Genomic DNA, 16,452 nt, shown 5'->3' on the forward strand with positions numbered 1-16,452 from the left:
TTGTTATGGAATTAAGAGAGCTTATTACGGTAATAATGATCATACTTTCAGGAGGGGATCCTGACAAAGTATTTAAAACGTAAAGTGGTCGAAATTTCTTCCGACCACTCGTACCGTACTGGGATGTTTTTTATTTAACAATGACAAGGGAAATGACCTATTCCTGAAACAGTATTTGATAACTCAAAATAAAAATTACCAATACTAATAATGCTCCAGAGATGAAGATAATAGTATTTGATGATTTTTGAGAGTACATTTCAAAAAAGCCTTTAATACCAAATACCACGAAGGTACTAAAGACAAAGAAAATCAAAATTTCCAAAAACAAATTTAATCCTAAGAACGTGCTTTGCGCTTTAAATATGCTACTATGCAAAATAGCACTTTCAAAACTGCTCACAAGAACAAATGATATAGTCAACGCAAAAAACAACCATTTGATTTGGGTCATTGAATCCCTATTAGTCATTGATAAATATTTTAAAATATTATACTGTAAAATTCAACAATAAAAACATTCGTTGCAATACCCACTTTTAGTGATATTTAACATTTTTTCTAATAACTTTTAGAAGAACAAAATTGATACGTTTTTATGATTAAAAGAAAGTTTACCCCTAATTCTGAAACCGATTTTTAGTTTGTGTAGTTTGTATTATATTTGTGCAAATTAAAAAAATGTCAAAAAATATAACACCCTATAAAAATTCAACTTTAAGCAAAAAAGAACAGGTTGCTAAAATGTTTGACACTATATCTGGAAATTATGACAATCTGAATCGTGTCATTTCATTTGGTATTGATATAAAATGGCGCAAAAAAGTACTGAAAATCGTTGCCAAATCCAATCCAAGAATAATTTTGGATATCGCAACAGGAACTGGCGACCTGGCTATTTTAATGGCACAAACTAATGCTGAAAAAATTATTGGATTAGATATATCCGCAGGGATGCTTGAAGTAGGCAAGAAAAAAATTGCTGCACAAAACTTGTCTAACACCATCGAAATGATTTTAGCCGACTCCGAAAACATGCCTTTTGACGACAATTATTTTGATGCCATAACTGTTGCTTTTGGCGTTAGGAACTTTGAAACTCTTGAGAAAGGTTTAGCAGAAATTTTAAGAGTTTTAAAACCAAATGGCGTGTTTGTAATTTTAGAAACCTCAGTTCCTGATAAAACTCCTTACAAACAAGGGTATACTTTTTACAGTAAAAACATACTCCCTCTTATAGGGAAACTATTTTCTAAAGACAATGTAGCTTACGGCTATTTATCCGAATCTTCAGCCGCATTTCCCTATGGTGAAGCATTGAACAATATTTTGAGAAAAATTGGGTTTATAGATGTTATAGCGATGCCCCAAACATTTGGCGTGGCTACCATTTACTCTGCTTCGAAAAAATAAGATGAAAAAAATAGTTGTTTTAGTTTTACTAACGTTCACTCTGAATGGATTTGCTCAGTTTACTAAAAATATGTTCAGCAAGGATCCAATCATTAACCTTGAAAATTTTCAGAATAAAAGACTTTATTTTGGATATTTTCTGGGATTCAATTCTTATGATTTTAAAATTGACTATAAGACCGTTGGACCTGACATCCAGGTAAAAAAAACAACAGGCTTTAATGTGGGAATCGTTGGTGATTTTAAACTGCATCAATATGTCAGTTTACGATTCGAACCAGGTTTGTATTACACGCAGAGAGATTTAAACTTTCCTGGTTTTACAACAAAAGTCGATGCACTAAGAGAAGTGAACAGCACCTATATACATCTTCCCTTATTAATAAAATTTCTGTCTCTCAGAACCGGAAATATTCGTCCTTACCTTGTAGGAGGATTGTCAACGACCTTAAATTTATCGAGCAATTCAAAATCAGTAGACGATAACGCCGAACAACGTTTTAGAGTAAAACCCTGGACTACAAATTATGAAATGGGATTGGGAATCGATTTCTTTTCACCCTATTTTATTTTTTCCCCTTCCATACGAGGTGTTTTCGGACTTAAAGACGAATTAATTAGAGACAATGACCCAAACAGTCCTTGGACCAGCAACATTGAATCCATAAAATCCAGAGCTGTTTTTATTAATTTTACTTTTCATTAAAATCAATTACTACTCTTATTTTTTTTAGGAATTCCTTCTAAATTCACTAAGAATAATAGCAGTCGCAGTTGCCACATTCAAGCTTTCTGTCTTTTGAATTTCTCCAAAACGAGGAATTGTAAGCCTGTGTTGCACCCGCTTTTCAATTTCTGCTGAAATTCCATTGGCCTCATTTCCCATGATAATTATTCCCTCCTGAGGCAAACTGGTTTTGTAAATATTCACACCATCCATAAAAGTACCAAAAACAGGTAGTTTGGTATTAGAAATAAAAGCATTCAAATCCGTGTAACTTACATTTACCCTAGCAATTGAACCCATTGTAGCCTGGACCACTTTTGGATTATAAATATCAACCGTTTCCTTCGAGCAAACTAACTGATGAATTCCAAACCAGTCACACAATCTCAAAATCGTTCCTAAATTTCCAGGATCGCGGATGCTATCAAGAACGAGAATCAATCCTGATGCTATCATTTTCTTTTCAACTGGCATTTTAAAAACTGCCAAACAGGAATTTGGCGAGGAAAGAGCACTTATCTTTTTTAAATCACTCTCATCAATAATGGTTCTTTTAGAACTTAAAACTTCCTCAAAATCGTTTTGAGTGCTATACAAATGTTCCAGTTCAAAATTGGACTGCAATAATTCCTGAACTACTTTTACCCCTTCGGCAAAAAATAATTTATTAGCTACTCTATATTTTTTTTGCTGTAAACTCGTTATAAGTTTTATTTGGTTTTTACTAACCATAAAATAATGTACTTTTGAATTAAATATTTTATAACACTTGAAAAAGATTTCCACAAAAATAACAGCATTTATTCTAATTGCAACATTAATCTGTGCATGTAACGCTGTAAAAAGAGTTCCGGAAGGCAAACACCTGCTTACTAAAAATGAAGTTTTGGTAAATAATAAAACCACAAAAGAAGAAATCATTTTCAATCAATTGTATCAAAAACCAAACAGCACCCTATTTCTAGGCTATCGTTTGCGATTAAATTTATATAATTTGGCCAATCTGAATCCTGATTCCACTTATCAGGCTAAGTTTACCAATAATCCTGAAAAATACAAAAGACAATCAAAATGGCTATCTGCAAAACAAGTCGACCGACTTGGAAAATCTTTTTTTTATCATGGAATTCATGATTTCCTAAAAAAAACTGGTGAAGCTCCCGTTATAATTGACAAATCAAAAATTGACAAATCGATATTACGATTGAAATATTATTACTTCAATATTGGCTTCTTTAATGTTAAAGCAAACTACACCATAGATACTTTAAGCACTAAAACAGCCAAAATAAAATATGACATAACCACACTTGACCCTTTTATTTTAGACACTTTAAAAACAACCATAATGACTCCGGTTTTGGATTCACTGTATGAAATAAACAAATCTAAAACCTTAATTAAATCCGGAGATCAGTATAAAACCGCCAATTTTGAGGATGAAAAGAATAGAATCACCACCAACTTCAGAAACAATGGCGCCTATTATTTTCAGCCGAACTACATCACTTTTGATCTGGATACCATTAAAAAAGTAAATAAAGCAGATGTAAATTTAATTATCAATAATTATTCTTACCAACAACAGGACTCTACAAGAACAGAACCTTTCAAATTATATAAAATCAGTGATGTAAACATTTATACCGATTATTTACCAAATGGCGGCAATCAAAAAATTACGGATAGTATTTCTTACAACAACTTTAATTTATATGGTCGCGAAAAAATAAAATACAAACCTCGCGCGATAACGAATGCCATTTTTATTACAAAAGGAACACTGTTTGCAGATTTCAAAACGGTCTTAACAACCCGATATCTGAACAATCTGAAAATTTTCAATTATCCAACCATACAATACGAAGTCGACAAAAGAGATACAACAGCACAGTCATTGATTGCAAAAGTATATTTGACCCCGAGAAAAAAGTATAGTTTCGGGACTACCCTGGATGTTACGCATTCAAACATACAAGATATTGGTATTGGATTAAGCGCTTCTGAAACTATTAGAAATGTATTTAACGGCGCTGAAACATTAGAAATTGCTGCTCGTGGAAACATCGGATCTTCAAAAGATTTAGCAAATCCAAATAATAACTTTTTTAATGTTTCAGAATACGGACTGGATTTAAAACTTAGCTTCCCAAGAATTTTCATGCCTTTTCCAACTGAAAAAATCATTCCTAAGAGTATGATTCCCTCCACTCTTATAACTGCGGGTTTTGCTAAGCAAAGAAATATTGGTCTGGACAAAGAAAATTTTACAGGAGCATTGTCTTATAATTGGACCCCTAAAAGAAACAATACTGCTCGTTTTGATCTTTTCAACGCACAATTTGTGCGCAATCTGAATCCACAAAATTATTTCAATGTTTACAGGTCATCCTACAATGCTTTGAATGATCTTGGAAAAACATACAACACAAATCCATTCTATTTTAATAATACCGTTGATAGAGATTTGATAATCGATGACGGAACATTGGGATTCACTAATGATGTTTTGAATGGAAACACTTCATTAACACCATCAGATGAAAATTATAAAAATGTAAAAAGCATCGAAGAACGACGAATTAGACTTACGGAGAATGATTTCATTCTCGCTACGAGCTATAGTTTCTCGAAAACTACCAAAGCAGATTTGCTGGACAATAATTTTTACCTCTTTAGGACAAAAATTGAATCTGCCGGAACTTTATTATCGTTAGTTTCGAAAACAGCAAGCTTACCTAAAAATTCAGATGGCAATTACGAAATATTCAATTTAGAATATTCGGAATATATCAAAACGGAATTCGACTATATCAAACACTGGGATCTGACAAAAGAGAAAGTTTTTGCGGTCAGAACTTTCTTTGGAATAGCCATTCCTTTTGGAAATTCAGATAACGTTCCGTTTTCTAGAAGTTATTTTTCAGGTGGCTCGAACGACAACAGAGCATGGCAACCTTATAGTTTAGGCCCCGGTAGCAGCGGAGCTTCAAATGATTTTAACGAAGCAAATATGAAAATTGCCCTAAGCGGCGAATTTAGATTTAAAGTTCTGGGCAGTCTAAAAGGAGCCCTTTTTGTAGATGCTGGAAATATATGGAATGTACTTGATAATGTGGAAGATGAAAAGGCATCATTTAAAAATCTAAACGATTTAAAAGACATTGCAATAGGCTCTGGATTTGGGTTGCGGTACGATTTAAGTTTTTTTGTAATCCGATTCGATTTAGGGTTTAAAACCTACAATCCGGCCAATGAAACCGGCAAACGATGGTTTAGCGAATACAATTTTGGGCACTCTGTTTTAAATTTTGGAATAAATTATCCTTTCTAATGCTAATTAATTCTTATTTTTGCAAACTAAAAACTAAAAAATAACTAAAAAGAATTACAATGGCACACAACATAAAACCGGGCGTAGCTACAGGAGATCAAGTACAGGAAATTTTTAACTATGCTAAAGAAAAAGGATTTGCATTACCGGCTGTAAACGTTACGGGATCAAATACCATCAATGGTGTTCTTGAAACTGCAGCAAAATTAAACGCGCCAGTTATCATCCAATTTTCAAATGGCGGAGCACAATTTAATGCTGGAAAAGGACTTTCAAATGCAGGTGAAAAAGCAGCTATCGCTGGTGGAATTGCTGGAGCATTACACATTCACACTTTGGCGGAAGCGTATGGTGCAACTGTAATTTTGCATACTGACCATTGTGCAAAAAAATTATTGCCTTGGATTGACGGACTATTAGATGCTTCAGAAAAACATTTTGCTGCAACTGGGAAACCATTATTCTCTTCTCACATGATTGATTTATCTGAAGAGCCTATCGAAGAAAACATCGAAATTTGCAAAGGCTATTTAGAAAGAATGAGCAAAATGGGAATGACATTGGAAATCGAGCTTGGAATCACAGGTGGTGAAGAAGATGGTGTTGACAACTCTGATGTAGACAGCTCAAAATTATATACACAACCTGAAGAAGTAGCTTACGCATACGAAGAACTTTCTAAAGTAAGCCCAAAATTCACAATTGCTGCTGCTTTCGGTAACGTTCATGGAGTTTACAAACCAGGAAATGTAAAATTGACTCCAAAAATCTTAAAAAATTCTCAAGATTTTGTACAAAATAAATTCAATACAGGATCTAATCCAGTAGATTTCGTTTTCCATGGTGGTTCAGGTTCTACTCTTGAAGAAATCAGAGAAGGTATCAGCTACGGTGTAATAAAAATGAATATCGATACTGATTTGCAATTTGCATTTACAGAAGGTATCCGTGATTACATGGTTAAAAATATCGACTACTTGAAAACTCAAATTGGAAACCCAGACGGTGCTGATGTTCCAAACAAAAAATATTACGATCCAAGAAAATGGCTACGTGAAAGCGAAGTTACTTTCAACGCAAGACTTGAGCAGGCATTTGCTGACTTAAACAATGTGAATACACTATAATAAAATTAAGTTTAAAGATCTCAAATCCCGATGTAACCATCGGGATTTGAAATCTAAACCATAAACTTTCAGAACGGATTACTGAACACTGAATACTAGAAAAATGGCTTGGTTTAAAAGAAAAGAAAAAGGGATTACTACCGCTACCGAAGACAAGATGGATATCCCAAAAGGGCTTTGGTACAAATCTCCAACTGGAAAAATTATTGATGCCGATGAACTAGCTCGTAACTTATTTGTAAGTCCCGAAGATGGTTTTCATGTCAGAATTGGAAGCGCAGAATATTTCCAAATTTTATTTGATAACAATGAATTTGTTGAATTAGATAAAAATATGACTTCTAAAGATCCTTTGCATTTTGTTGATACAAAAAAATACGCAGATCGGTTAAAGGATGTTATGGAAAAAACCAAACTTAAGGACGCAGTTCGTACTGGAGTTGGAAAATCCAAAGGAAAGGATGTAGTGATTTGCTGTATGGACTTCGCCTTCATTGGTGGTTCTATGGGAGCTGTAGTGGGAGAGAAAATCGCAAGAGGAATCGATCATGCAATTCAAAACAAATTACCATTTGTAATGATTTCAAAATCTGGCGGAGCAAGAATGATGGAAGCTGCTTATTCTTTGATGCAGTTAGCCAAAACATCCGTTAAACTGGCGCAGCTTGCTGAAGCAAAACTGCCTTACATTTCATTGTGTACAGATCCGACAACTGGCGGAACAACTGCTTCCTATGCAATGCTGGGAGACATTAACATTTCTGAACCAGGTGCATTGATTGGATTTGCAGGACCTCGAGTAGTAAGAGACACCACTGGTAAAGATTTACCGGAAGGTTTTCAAACTGCTGAATTTCTTCTTGAACATGGTTTCTTAGACTTTATAACACCCCGAAAAGAACTGAAAGACAAGATTAACTTGTATATCGATTTGATTCAGAACAACAATATCAGATAAATGAAAATCCCGAGCAATCGGGATTTTTTTATGCATTTAAATTCTTTTTTACTATTTAGGCAAACAAAAAACGGCTTTCGGGATTGAAACCGTTTTTTATATAAATTTAGATTCTTTTCGAGCGTTCAAATAAATTTGACACCCTACATTCCTGTTCTAATTGCTTCGACAGGATCAAGTTTTGAGGCAGCAATAGCAGGCAAGATTCCTGAAAGCAAACCGATCAAGGCAGCAAGTCCAGTTCCCAAGAGAATATTTCCCATACCTAACACAAATTCAAAATCCAACACTTTTGTTAAAACCACCGATATTACCCAAACTAACAAAAGTCCAATTATTCCACCAATCACCGAAAGTATAATAGCTTCAAATAAAAACTGAAACAGTATAAATCTATTTTTTGCACCTAATGATTTCTGAATTCCTATTAAATTGGTACGCTCTTTTACAGAAACAAACATAATATTAGCAATACCAAACCCTCCGACAAGCAGCGAAAATCCACTGATAATCCAACCTACAATGTTCATTTGACCTAATATACCATCAATAAAATCTGTAAAACCTGAAAATACATTTATAAAAAAATTGTCGATTTCACCCGCTTTCAGTCCTCTATAACTCCTTAATTTTTGAGCTATTTCACTTTTATAAGCTTCCATATCAATCCCGCTTTCTGGCTTCAGAATAATTACGTTTGTCAGTGAAGTATTATTGTCTCCATAGAGCTGACGAACAAAATTTACCGGAATAAACGCAGAAGTATCATCACTATCCCCAAACAATCCGGCACCTTGTTTTTTCAAAACACCTATAACCGTAAAACGTTTTCCATATAAACGAACGTTTTTCCCTAATGCTTCCGATCCTTCAAATAATGATTTTGCTATTTCATTTCCTAAAACAATAACTGTCGATCCGGAATTGGCTTCGGATTCATTATAAAACCTTCCTTTATCAAATTCGAGCCCCTGAATGTCTATAAACTCATGAGAAACCGGGACAATATTAACATCGCTTACCGTTTTTGAATCATATTTTATAGATTCCCTTTTGGTAAATATTTGATATCCCATTGCTGCGGTATTAGTCATTACCCCTTTCATATAAGTATACTCATCATACTTTACATTTGGAAACTGCTCTCTTTTCCATTGCGGAATATCAGAAGGCCCAAAAGAAAATTTCATTAGGTAAATCGTATTTTTATCAAGGCTACTTATATCTTTTGTAATTTTTCTGTCTAAAGAATCTACTGCTGCAAGCACCGCTATTATTGAAAATATACCAATAGTTACACCTAACAATGAAAGCAAAGTCCTTAATTTATTGTTCCGCAAAGCATTCATTGCAAAACTGAAACTTTCTTTTAATAATCGAAGATAGACTAACATAAAATCTTTTTTGCGTTATGGTAAAATTCTATATATAAATTTGAGAAACCTAATAAAATCCCACCTATCAGTTGGTATATTTTTTTAAGATAATGTTACACAAATTCATTGAATTTTATAATCAAAAAAAAACTATTTTTGCACTTTATAATTATAACTACACAATGAACACGACAAAAACAATTCAATCGGCATTAATTTCGGTATTTTCAAAAGACGGTCTTGAACCAATTGTAAGAAAACTACATGAGCAAAATGTAACTCTTTACTCTACCGGAGGAACCGAAGATTTTATAAAAAACTTAGGAATCCCTGTTGTTCCTGTTGAAGATGTAACTTCTTACCCTTCCATTCTAGGGGGCAGAGTTAAAACCTTACATCCAAAAGTTTTTGGAGGAATCCTAAATCGTCAGGACAATGAAAGTGATGTACAACAAATGCAGGAGTTTAATATCCCACAAATTGATTTAGTGATTGTTGATTTGTACCCATTCGAAAAAACGGTTGCTTCAGGAGCAAGTGAAGAAGATATTATTGAAAAAATAGACATTGGCGGAATTTCTTTGATTCGTGCTGCTGCAAAAAACTTTAAAGACACTGTGATAGTGGCTTCGGTTAATGAATACAGTTTACTTTTAGATATTATTACCGATCAAAATGGCGCTACTAGTCTTTCTGACAGGAAATTATTGGCTACAAAAGCATTTCATGTTTCATCACACTACGACACTGCTATTTTTAATTACTTCAATACTGACGAAACAATTTACAAGCAAAGTATTGCTAATGGTCAAGTATTGAGATATGGCGAAAACCCACATCAGAAAGGATTTTTCTTTGGTGATTTTGATGCAATGTTTAAAAAAGTGCACGGAAAAGAATTATCCTATAACAATTTATTAGATGTAGATGCTGCTGTAAATTTGATTAACGAATTTAAAAATGACGGTCCTACTTTTGCCATATTAAAACACAATAACGCTTGTGGCCTTGCTTCAAGAAATACGATTAGCGAAGCTTACCTGGCAGCTCTAGCCTGTGATCCAACTTCTGCCTTTGGAGGCGTTTTGATTTCCAATACAAAAATTGATGTTGCAACTGCTGCAGAGATAAACAAATTATTTTGCGAAGTGGTCATTGCTCCTGAATATGACGCTGAAGCTACCGTAATTTTACAAGAGAAAAAAAATAGAATTATATTAGTTCAAAACGAAGTGGCTTTACCGCAAAAACAAGTAAGAACTTGCTTAAACGGAATTTTAGTTCAGGAAAGAAACAATATTACCGACAATAAAGAAGACTTAAGAACCGTTACTATAATAGCTCCAACTGAACAAGAAGTTCAGGATTTATTATTTGCTTCTAAAATCTGTAAAAACACTAAATCAAATACGATTGTTTTTGCCAAAAATGGTACACTTATTGCATCAGGAACTGGACAGACATCAAGAGTTGATGCGTTATTGCAAGCAATAGAAAAAGCGAATAATTTTCATTTCGATTTGCATGGAGCCGTGATGGCAAGTGATGCTTTTTTCCCTTTCCCTGATTGTGTAGAAATAGCTAAGGAAGCAGGAATAACTGCTGTAATTCAGCCTGGAGGATCAATAAAAGACGAATTGAGTATTAATTATTGTAATGAAAATAAAGTTGCAATGGTATTTACAGGAACTCGTCATTTTAAACATTAATTTGTTTAACTTTGCCCGTCACAAATTTATAACTTTTAACCCTTAAAAAACTTATGGGATTTTTTGATTTCATGACCGAGGATATTGCGATAGACCTTGGTACAGCTAACACTTTAATCATACATAATGATAAAGTCGTAATTGATTGTCCATCAATAGTTGCCCGAGATAGAGTTTCGGGTAAAATCATCGCTGTTGGTAAAGAAGCCAATATGATGCAGGGTAAAACACATGAAAACATTAAGACGATAAGACCGTTGAAAGATGGTGTAATTGCTGATTTCGATGCATCTGAAAAAATGATCAGTATGTTTATAAAAAGCATACCGGCATTAAAGAAAAGAATGTTTACGCCTGCATTAAGAATGGTTGTCTGTATTCCTTCCGGCATTACCGAAGTGGAAATGAGAGCAGTTAAAGAATCCTGCGAAAGAGTAAATGGAAAGGAAGTCTATTTAATACACGAGCCTATGGCGGCAGCTATTGGTATTGGAATCGACATTATGCAACCTAAAGGAAACATGATTGTAGATATCGGGGGTGGAACAACTGAAATTGCTGTAATTGCATTGGGCGGAATTGTATGTGACAAATCGGTGAAAATTGCCGGTGATGTATTTACAAACGACATCGTATACTACATGCGTACCCAACACAATCTTTTTGTTGGAGAAAGTACTGCTGAGAAAATAAAAATCCAAATTGGAGCAGCCATTGAAGATTTAGAAACTCCTCCGGAAGACATGTCAGTTCAGGGAAGAGATTTACTTACCGGTAAACCAAAACAAGTAGAAGTTTCCTATCGCGAAATCGCAAAAGCATTGGACAAATCGATTCAAAGAATTGAAGATGCCGTAATGGAAACGCTATCTCAGACTCCACCAGAATTAGCAGCAGACATTTACAATACAGGAATTTATCTTGCAGGGGGTGGATCTATGTTAAGAGGTCTTGATAAAAGAATTTCACAAAAAACGGATTTACCTGTTTACATTGCTGAAGATCCATTAAGAGCGGTAGTTCGAGGAACTGGTATGGCATTGAAAAATATTACAAAATTTAAAAGTATCTTGATAAAATAAGGTCTTATTAACAATTTAAACATCGCTTTATAAACGCTATTTACTATAGTTTTACAAGCAGAAATTTTAGATAAAACCTGAAACAAAATAACCAATAATACATGCAGCAAATATTTAATTTTATATTTAAAAACAGTAATAGATTACTGTTTTTGCTGCTTTTGGGAATTTCACTCCTACTCACTATTCAATCTCATTCTTTTCACAGAAGCAAGATAATAAGTTCCGCCAATTTTTTAACTGGCGGCGTTTATGAAAAAATTAATTCTGTAAATGAGTATTTGAGTTTAAAGACCCAAAATGATGCACTGGCACTTGAAAATGCAGCATTAAAAAGCCAACTCTTTAATCGCAAGGACACAACTGCCATACAAAAATTAGATAGTTTGAAAGGTGTAAAAGCGGAAGATATCGTCGTTTCAAAAGTGATCCATAATTCATACAATGTATACGAAAACTATTTAACATTAAATACCGGAGAACTGCAAGGTGTAAAACCAGACATGGGTGTGATAAATAGCTTGGGAATTGTAGGAATCATAGACAATGTCTCTCCGAACTATGCAACTGTGATTAGTATTTTAAATAAAAAATCTCAAATTAACGCAAAAATAAAAAAATCAAATCACTTTGGATCTTTGATCTGGAATGGTAAAAGCACCGGTTTTGTTCAATTGATAGACGTTCCAAGACTAGCAGCTATCAGAAAAGGCGACACCATCGTAACAGGAGGTCAATCTGTTATCTTTCCAGAAAACATTAATATCGGAACTATAAGTAAGATTTATACTGAAAAGGAAACCAATTACTACACATTGGACATAAAACTTTTCAATGACATGACCAATTTAGGCCATGTTTATATTATAAAAAGTAAAGATCGTGAAGAACTTATTAATTTAGAAAAAAAAGGAAAAGATGAATAGCACTTTGTTAGTCAATATTTTTCGTTTTGTTCTGTTATTGGCAGTCCAAATTATTATTTTTAATAATATGAATTTCTTGGGCTATATAAGTCCATTTCCTTACTTGCTTTTTATAATACTATATCCTGTAAACGGCAATAAATCTGGATTATTAGTAGCTAGTTTCTTTCTCGGTCTTATCATGGATATGTTCTCTAATTCAGGAGGCATACATGCTACAGCCTGTTTAGTACTCGCTTATTTCAGACCCTATATTTTTAAATTTTCATTTGGCTTGAGTTACGAATATCAAACCGTTAAACTAAATGATGTACTAACCCCTGAGCGATTCTCTTTTATACTGCTGTCGGTTGTAATTCATCACTTTACCTTGTTTGTGTTAGAAGCTTTCCAATTGAGTTTTTTCTTAGATATTTTACTGAGATCCTTATTGAGTTCCGTATTTACAATACTAATTTGCATAATAATAATATATCTTATTAAGCCAAACAAAAGATGAGAAAATTATTGCTGCCTTCTTTAATCATTGTTGCAGCATCATTGCTAGTGATACGGATTTTCTATTTACAAATTGTAGATGATTCGTTCAAACTAAAATCAGATAATAATGCGATTAAGATAAAATATGATTATCCTGAAAGAGGTTACATTTATGATCGAAATGGCAAATTATTAGTAGCCAATCAGGCTTCTTATGACATCATGGTTATCCCCAGAGAACTAAAGAACACTGACACTTTAGAATTCTGCCAGTTATTAAACATTACAAAAGAGGATTTTATTAAAAAAATAGAAAAAGCTAAAATCTATAGCCCAAGATTACCATCGGTTTTTTTACCTCAGTTGAATAAAAGTGAGTTTGCCGCATTTCAGGAAAAAATTAGAAAATTTGAAGGATTTTATTTCCAAAAACGTTCTCTTCGTGATTACGAAGTAGATAGTGGCGCCAATATTTTTGGGTTCATCACTCAAGTAAACGAAAAACTGGTAGCTAAAAACCCTTATTATAACAGTGGAGATTTAATTGGACAACAAGGAGTTGAGCAGAGCTATGAGGATATATTACGAGGAACAAAAGGCGTAAAATACATCCAAAAAGACAAATACAACAGAGAAATTGGCTCCTTTAAGGAAGGAAGATATGATACTATAGCCGTACAAGGTGAAGATATTAACCTGACTATTGACAGTGAAATTCAAAAATATGGTGAACAATTAATGATCAATAAAAGAGGTGGAATTGTTGCAATCGAGCCAAAAACAGGAGAAATACTTGCTCTTGTTACAGCACCATCTTATGACCCCTCTATATTAGTAGGAAGACAACGATCAAAGAACTACACAAAACTATACCGTGACTCTATTGCTAAGCCGCTTTATGACAGAGGTCTATTAGCCGAATATCCTCCCGGATCTCCCTTTAAAATCCTGACAGGACTTGTCGCGCTTCAAGAAGGTGTTGTAAACGAACACACTACCTTCATGTGTCACCACGGTTTTAGTTATGCAAGAGGTCGTTTTATGAAATGTCACGGCTTTGGCCCGCATCAATTGCATAACGGTATTTACAATTCTTGTAATACCTATTTTGCGAGTGCTTACATGCTGACTATAAATAAATACGCAAAACCTGCTTATGCTGTAGACGTTTGGAGCAAGCACGTAAAAAGTTTTGGATTAGGACAATTTATGGGATATGACTTACCAACCGGTAAAAGAGGAAACATTCCAGATTCAAAAACCTACAAAAAAATCTATCCAAACGGAGGCTGGCGCAGTACTACAATAGTATCCAACTCAATAGGGCAAGGTGAAGTCTTAATGACGCCAATACAGCTTGCTAATATGATGGCGACAGTGGCAAATGAGGGCTATTATTACACTCCTCATATCATTAAAAAAATAAAAGGTCACAAAATTGACAAAAAATTCACCACTAAGCACGTAACCACAATAGACAAAAAATATTACAAACCAATTATTAGCGGTTTGTTTGATGTTTACAATATGGGTACAGCAAGTTCACTTCGCGTTGAAGGGATCGATATTTGTGGTAAAACAGGAACAGCCGAAAATTTTGCGAAAATAGACGGCAAAAGACTTCAGCTGAAAGACCATTCCATATTTGTAGCATTTGCACCAAAAGACAACCCAAAAATAGCAATTGCTATTTTGGTTGAAAATGGAGGATTTGGAGCGACTATTGCAGGTCCAATTGCCAGTTTAATGATTGAAAAATACCTTAGAAAAAAAATCACAAGAACGGATTTGGAAACTCGTATACTGAATACAAGTTTACAATCTCAGTATGCCAAATTAGGTGGCCTTTCTGAAGAAATAAAATCAGAATTAAGAAAAAACGATTCTATTCTAAAAAGCAAAATCATTATCCCGAAAATAAAAATAGATTCCTCTAAACAAAATTAACAAGCTATTTATTTCAAATGAAAAACCAAAGCGTAACGAACAATCTTGATTGGATATGTATCATTATCTATAGTTTATTAGTGCTATTAGGTTGGTTGAATATTTACTCTTCATCACTATCTTCACTGGAAGATACGTATGAAAAGCAGCTTATATTTATCGTATTGACCATTCCATTAATATTCATTGTACTTTCTGTCGATGGGAAATTTTACGAAAAATATGCGAGTATCATTTTTGGCATCTCCTTATTGTCATTGGCAGGATTGTTTGTATTCGGAAAAACAATCGCTGGTCAACGCTGCTGGTATGGTTTTGGGAGCTTTACAATCCAACCTTCCGAATTTGCAAAAGCAGCTACCGCATTGGCACTGGCCAAATATTTAAGTGACCCACAAATTAATTTAAAGGAGGTTAATCGTCAAATACAGGCATTAGCTATTGTCTTCTTACCCGTCATCCTTATATTACCACAACCCGATCCCGGAAGTGCTTTAATTTACAGTATTTTCATTATCGTTTTGTACCGTGAAGGTCTCCCTTCATGGTATGTCTGGACAGGTTTCATAACCATTCTTTTATTTGTACTAACCTTAATGTTAGAGCCCCAATATGTAATATTAATTGCTTTAACAACACTTGTTATTGTACACTTCAAATCAAGACTATCGGATAGAAACATTCTATTAAGCGGTATTCTCTTCGCTTCAATATCAGGATTTGTTTTATCCGTAAATTATGTTTTTGAAAATATTTTTAAACAGCATCATAGAGACCGTTTCAATATTTTATTAGGAAAAACTGTCGACTTAAAAGGGGTGGGTTATAATACAAACCAATCCGAAATAGCAATTGGTTCCGGAGGCTGGTTTGGGAAAGGATTTCTTGAAGGCACACAAACCAAAGGAGGCTTCGTACCGGAACAGCATACTGACTACATATTTACTACAGTGGGAGAAGAATGGGGATTCATAGGCTCACTGGTCGTTATCGCTCTGTTTGTAGGCTTGTTTTTAAGAATAATATACCTAGCCGAAAGACAAAAAACAAAATTCAGCAGAGTATATGGCTACTGCGTTGCGGGAATTTTATTTATTCACTTCTTTGTCAATATCGCAATGGTTGTAGGTATATTTCCAACAATTGGAGTACCGCTCCCTTTCTTCTCTTATGGAGGATCCGGACTTTGGGGCTTTACTATCTTACTTTTTATATTTATAAAAATGGATGCCAATAAAGTTAACGAGTGGTAAATGAATTGACAACTCCTCCAGCTTAAGCGTTGAGGATTCTTGGAAAAAGCTTGCCTCAACAGGCTACTTTAGCTTCCATGAGAAATTGCCCTTTCTCCAAAATATTATTTGCGGCGTTTA

14 protein-coding genes are annotated in these 16,452 nt (G+C 34.2%); 11 read left to right on the forward strand and 3 right to left on the reverse strand.

Features of this window, described 5'->3' with window-relative positions; genetic code table 11:
• Window positions 1–157: 157 nt before the first annotated feature.
• Window positions 158–472, reverse strand: coding sequence for a hypothetical protein (locus tag ACNQGN_RS18400; protein WP_417989286.1), 315 nt, complete (start codon window positions 470–472; stop codon window positions 158–160).
• A 209-nt stretch (window positions 473–681) separates the two neighbouring features.
• Between ACNQGN_RS18400 and ubiE the strand changes: the two genes are divergently transcribed.
• Window positions 682–1,413 (forward strand): bifunctional demethylmenaquinone methyltransferase/2-methoxy-6-polyprenyl-1,4-benzoquinol methylase UbiE, encoded by a 732-nt coding sequence (ubiE, locus tag ACNQGN_RS18405; RefSeq protein ID WP_417989287.1) that lies wholly within the window; start codon window positions 682–684, stop codon window positions 1,411–1,413.
• A gap of 1 nt (window position 1,414) precedes the next feature.
• Entirely contained in the window at window positions 1,415–2,119 is a 705-nt protein-coding gene (gene porT / locus ACNQGN_RS18410) for a type IX secretion/gliding motility protein PorT/SprT (protein WP_417989288.1), read from the forward strand.
• 24 nt (window positions 2,120–2,143) lie between these two features.
• Here porT and ACNQGN_RS18415 read toward each other — a convergent pair whose 3' ends face one another.
• Window positions 2,144–2,872: a TrmH family RNA methyltransferase gene (locus tag ACNQGN_RS18415; RefSeq protein ID WP_417989289.1), complete on the reverse strand. Its 729-nt coding sequence runs from the start codon at window positions 2,870–2,872 to the stop codon at window positions 2,144–2,146.
• A 37-nt stretch (window positions 2,873–2,909) separates the two neighbouring features.
• Here ACNQGN_RS18415 and tamL point away from each other — a divergent pair, with 37 nt between their 5' ends.
• The 3 genes from tamL (at window position 2,910) to accD (ending at window position 7,559) form a co-directional block, all read left to right on the forward strand.
• On the forward strand, window positions 2,910–5,474 hold the full coding sequence (tamL, locus tag ACNQGN_RS18420; RefSeq protein WP_417989290.1) for a translocation and assembly module lipoprotein TamL: 2,565 nt from the start codon (window positions 2,910–2,912) through the stop codon (window positions 5,472–5,474).
• Window positions 5,475–5,533: 59 nt separating this feature from the next.
• The gene (gene fbaA / locus ACNQGN_RS18425; RefSeq protein WP_417989291.1) at window positions 5,534–6,601 is read left to right on the forward strand and encodes a class II fructose-bisphosphate aldolase; all 1,068 of its coding nucleotides are present in this window, start codon (window positions 5,534–5,536) and stop codon (window positions 6,599–6,601) included.
• A gap of 103 nt (window positions 6,602–6,704) precedes the next feature.
• The gene (accD, locus tag ACNQGN_RS18430; protein ID WP_416854355.1) at window positions 6,705–7,559 is read left to right on the forward strand and encodes an acetyl-CoA carboxylase, carboxyltransferase subunit beta; all 855 of its coding nucleotides are present in this window, start codon (window positions 6,705–6,707) and stop codon (window positions 7,557–7,559) included.
• A 143-nt stretch (window positions 7,560–7,702) separates the two neighbouring features.
• On the opposite strand, the gene ACNQGN_RS18435 is transcribed toward accD, so the two are convergent.
• Complete coding sequence (locus tag ACNQGN_RS18435) at window positions 7,703–8,953, reverse strand: ABC transporter permease (RefSeq protein ID WP_417989292.1); 1,251 nt, start codon at window positions 8,951–8,953, stop codon at window positions 7,703–7,705.
• 164 nt (window positions 8,954–9,117) lie between these two features.
• Here ACNQGN_RS18435 and purH point away from each other — a divergent pair, with 164 nt between their 5' ends.
• The 6 genes from purH to rodA all read left to right on the forward strand — a co-directional run bounded on the left by purH (window position 9,118) and on the right by rodA (window position 16,332).
• Window positions 9,118–10,644: a bifunctional phosphoribosylaminoimidazolecarboxamide formyltransferase/IMP cyclohydrolase gene (purH, locus tag ACNQGN_RS18440; RefSeq protein WP_417989293.1), complete on the forward strand. Its 1,527-nt coding sequence runs from the start codon at window positions 9,118–9,120 to the stop codon at window positions 10,642–10,644.
• Between the two features lie 53 nt (window positions 10,645–10,697).
• On the forward strand, window positions 10,698–11,726 hold the full coding sequence (locus ACNQGN_RS18445; RefSeq protein ID WP_416854352.1) for a rod shape-determining protein: 1,029 nt from the start codon (window positions 10,698–10,700) through the stop codon (window positions 11,724–11,726).
• Between the two features lie 101 nt (window positions 11,727–11,827).
• Complete coding sequence (gene mreC / locus ACNQGN_RS18450) at window positions 11,828–12,652, forward strand: rod shape-determining protein MreC (protein ID WP_417989294.1); 825 nt, start codon at window positions 11,828–11,830, stop codon at window positions 12,650–12,652.
• A complete protein-coding gene (gene mreD, locus ACNQGN_RS18455) occupies window positions 12,645–13,151 on the forward strand; it encodes a rod shape-determining protein MreD (protein WP_417989295.1) in 507 nt (168 codons plus the stop codon). The genes mreC and mreD overlap by 8 nt, the downstream gene beginning before the upstream one ends.
• Window positions 13,148–15,079 carry a penicillin-binding protein 2 gene (mrdA, locus tag ACNQGN_RS18460; protein WP_417989296.1) on the forward strand — a complete coding sequence of 644 codons (1,932 nt, stop codon included), beginning with the start codon at window positions 13,148–13,150 and terminating at the stop codon, window positions 15,077–15,079. The genes mreD and mrdA overlap by 4 nt, the downstream gene beginning before the upstream one ends.
• 17 nt (window positions 15,080–15,096) lie before the next feature.
• Window positions 15,097–16,332 carry a rod shape-determining protein RodA gene (gene rodA / locus ACNQGN_RS18465; RefSeq protein ID WP_417989297.1) on the forward strand — a complete coding sequence of 412 codons (1,236 nt, stop codon included), beginning with the start codon at window positions 15,097–15,099 and terminating at the stop codon, window positions 16,330–16,332.
• The last annotated feature ends 120 nt before the right edge of the window (window positions 16,333–16,452 follow it).

It is taken from the genome of Flavobacterium rhamnosi, assembly GCF_048286515.1.
In the GTDB taxonomy this organism is placed as follows: Bacteria; Bacteroidota; Bacteroidia; order Flavobacteriales; family Flavobacteriaceae; genus Flavobacterium.

What these genes read in the sequence shown, in the direction of transcription:
- fbaA (WP_417989291.1), top strand. Translation starts at nt 5,534, where the DNA reads ATGGCACACAACATAAAACCGGGCGTAGCTACAGGAGATCAAGTACAG.
- ACNQGN_RS18435 (WP_417989292.1), bottom strand. Translation starts at nt 8,953, where the DNA reads ATGTTAGTCTATCTTCGATTATTAAAAGAAAGTTTCAGTTTTGCAATG.
- mreC (WP_417989294.1), top strand. Translation starts at nt 11,828, where the DNA reads ATGCAGCAAATATTTAATTTTATATTTAAAAACAGTAATAGATTACTG.
- ACNQGN_RS18400 (WP_417989286.1), bottom strand. Translation starts at nt 472, where the DNA reads ATGACTAATAGGGATTCAATGACCCAAATCAAATGGTTGTTTTTTGCG.
- purH (WP_417989293.1), top strand. Translation starts at nt 9,118, where the DNA reads ATGAACACGACAAAAACAATTCAATCGGCATTAATTTCGGTATTTTCA.
- ACNQGN_RS18445 (WP_416854352.1), top strand. Translation starts at nt 10,698, where the DNA reads ATGGGATTTTTTGATTTCATGACCGAGGATATTGCGATAGACCTTGGT.
- mreD (WP_417989295.1), top strand. Translation starts at nt 12,645, where the DNA reads ATGAATAGCACTTTGTTAGTCAATATTTTTCGTTTTGTTCTGTTATTG.
- accD (WP_416854355.1), top strand. Translation starts at nt 6,705, where the DNA reads ATGGCTTGGTTTAAAAGAAAAGAAAAAGGGATTACTACCGCTACCGAA.
- ubiE (WP_417989287.1), top strand. Translation starts at nt 682, where the DNA reads ATGTCAAAAAATATAACACCCTATAAAAATTCAACTTTAAGCAAAAAA.
- mrdA (WP_417989296.1), top strand. Translation starts at nt 13,148, where the DNA reads ATGAGAAAATTATTGCTGCCTTCTTTAATCATTGTTGCAGCATCATTG.
- porT (WP_417989288.1), top strand. Translation starts at nt 1,415, where the DNA reads ATGAAAAAAATAGTTGTTTTAGTTTTACTAACGTTCACTCTGAATGGA.
- rodA (WP_417989297.1), top strand. Translation starts at nt 15,097, where the DNA reads ATGAAAAACCAAAGCGTAACGAACAATCTTGATTGGATATGTATCATT.
- ACNQGN_RS18415 (WP_417989289.1), bottom strand. Translation starts at nt 2,872, where the DNA reads ATGGTTAGTAAAAACCAAATAAAACTTATAACGAGTTTACAGCAAAAA.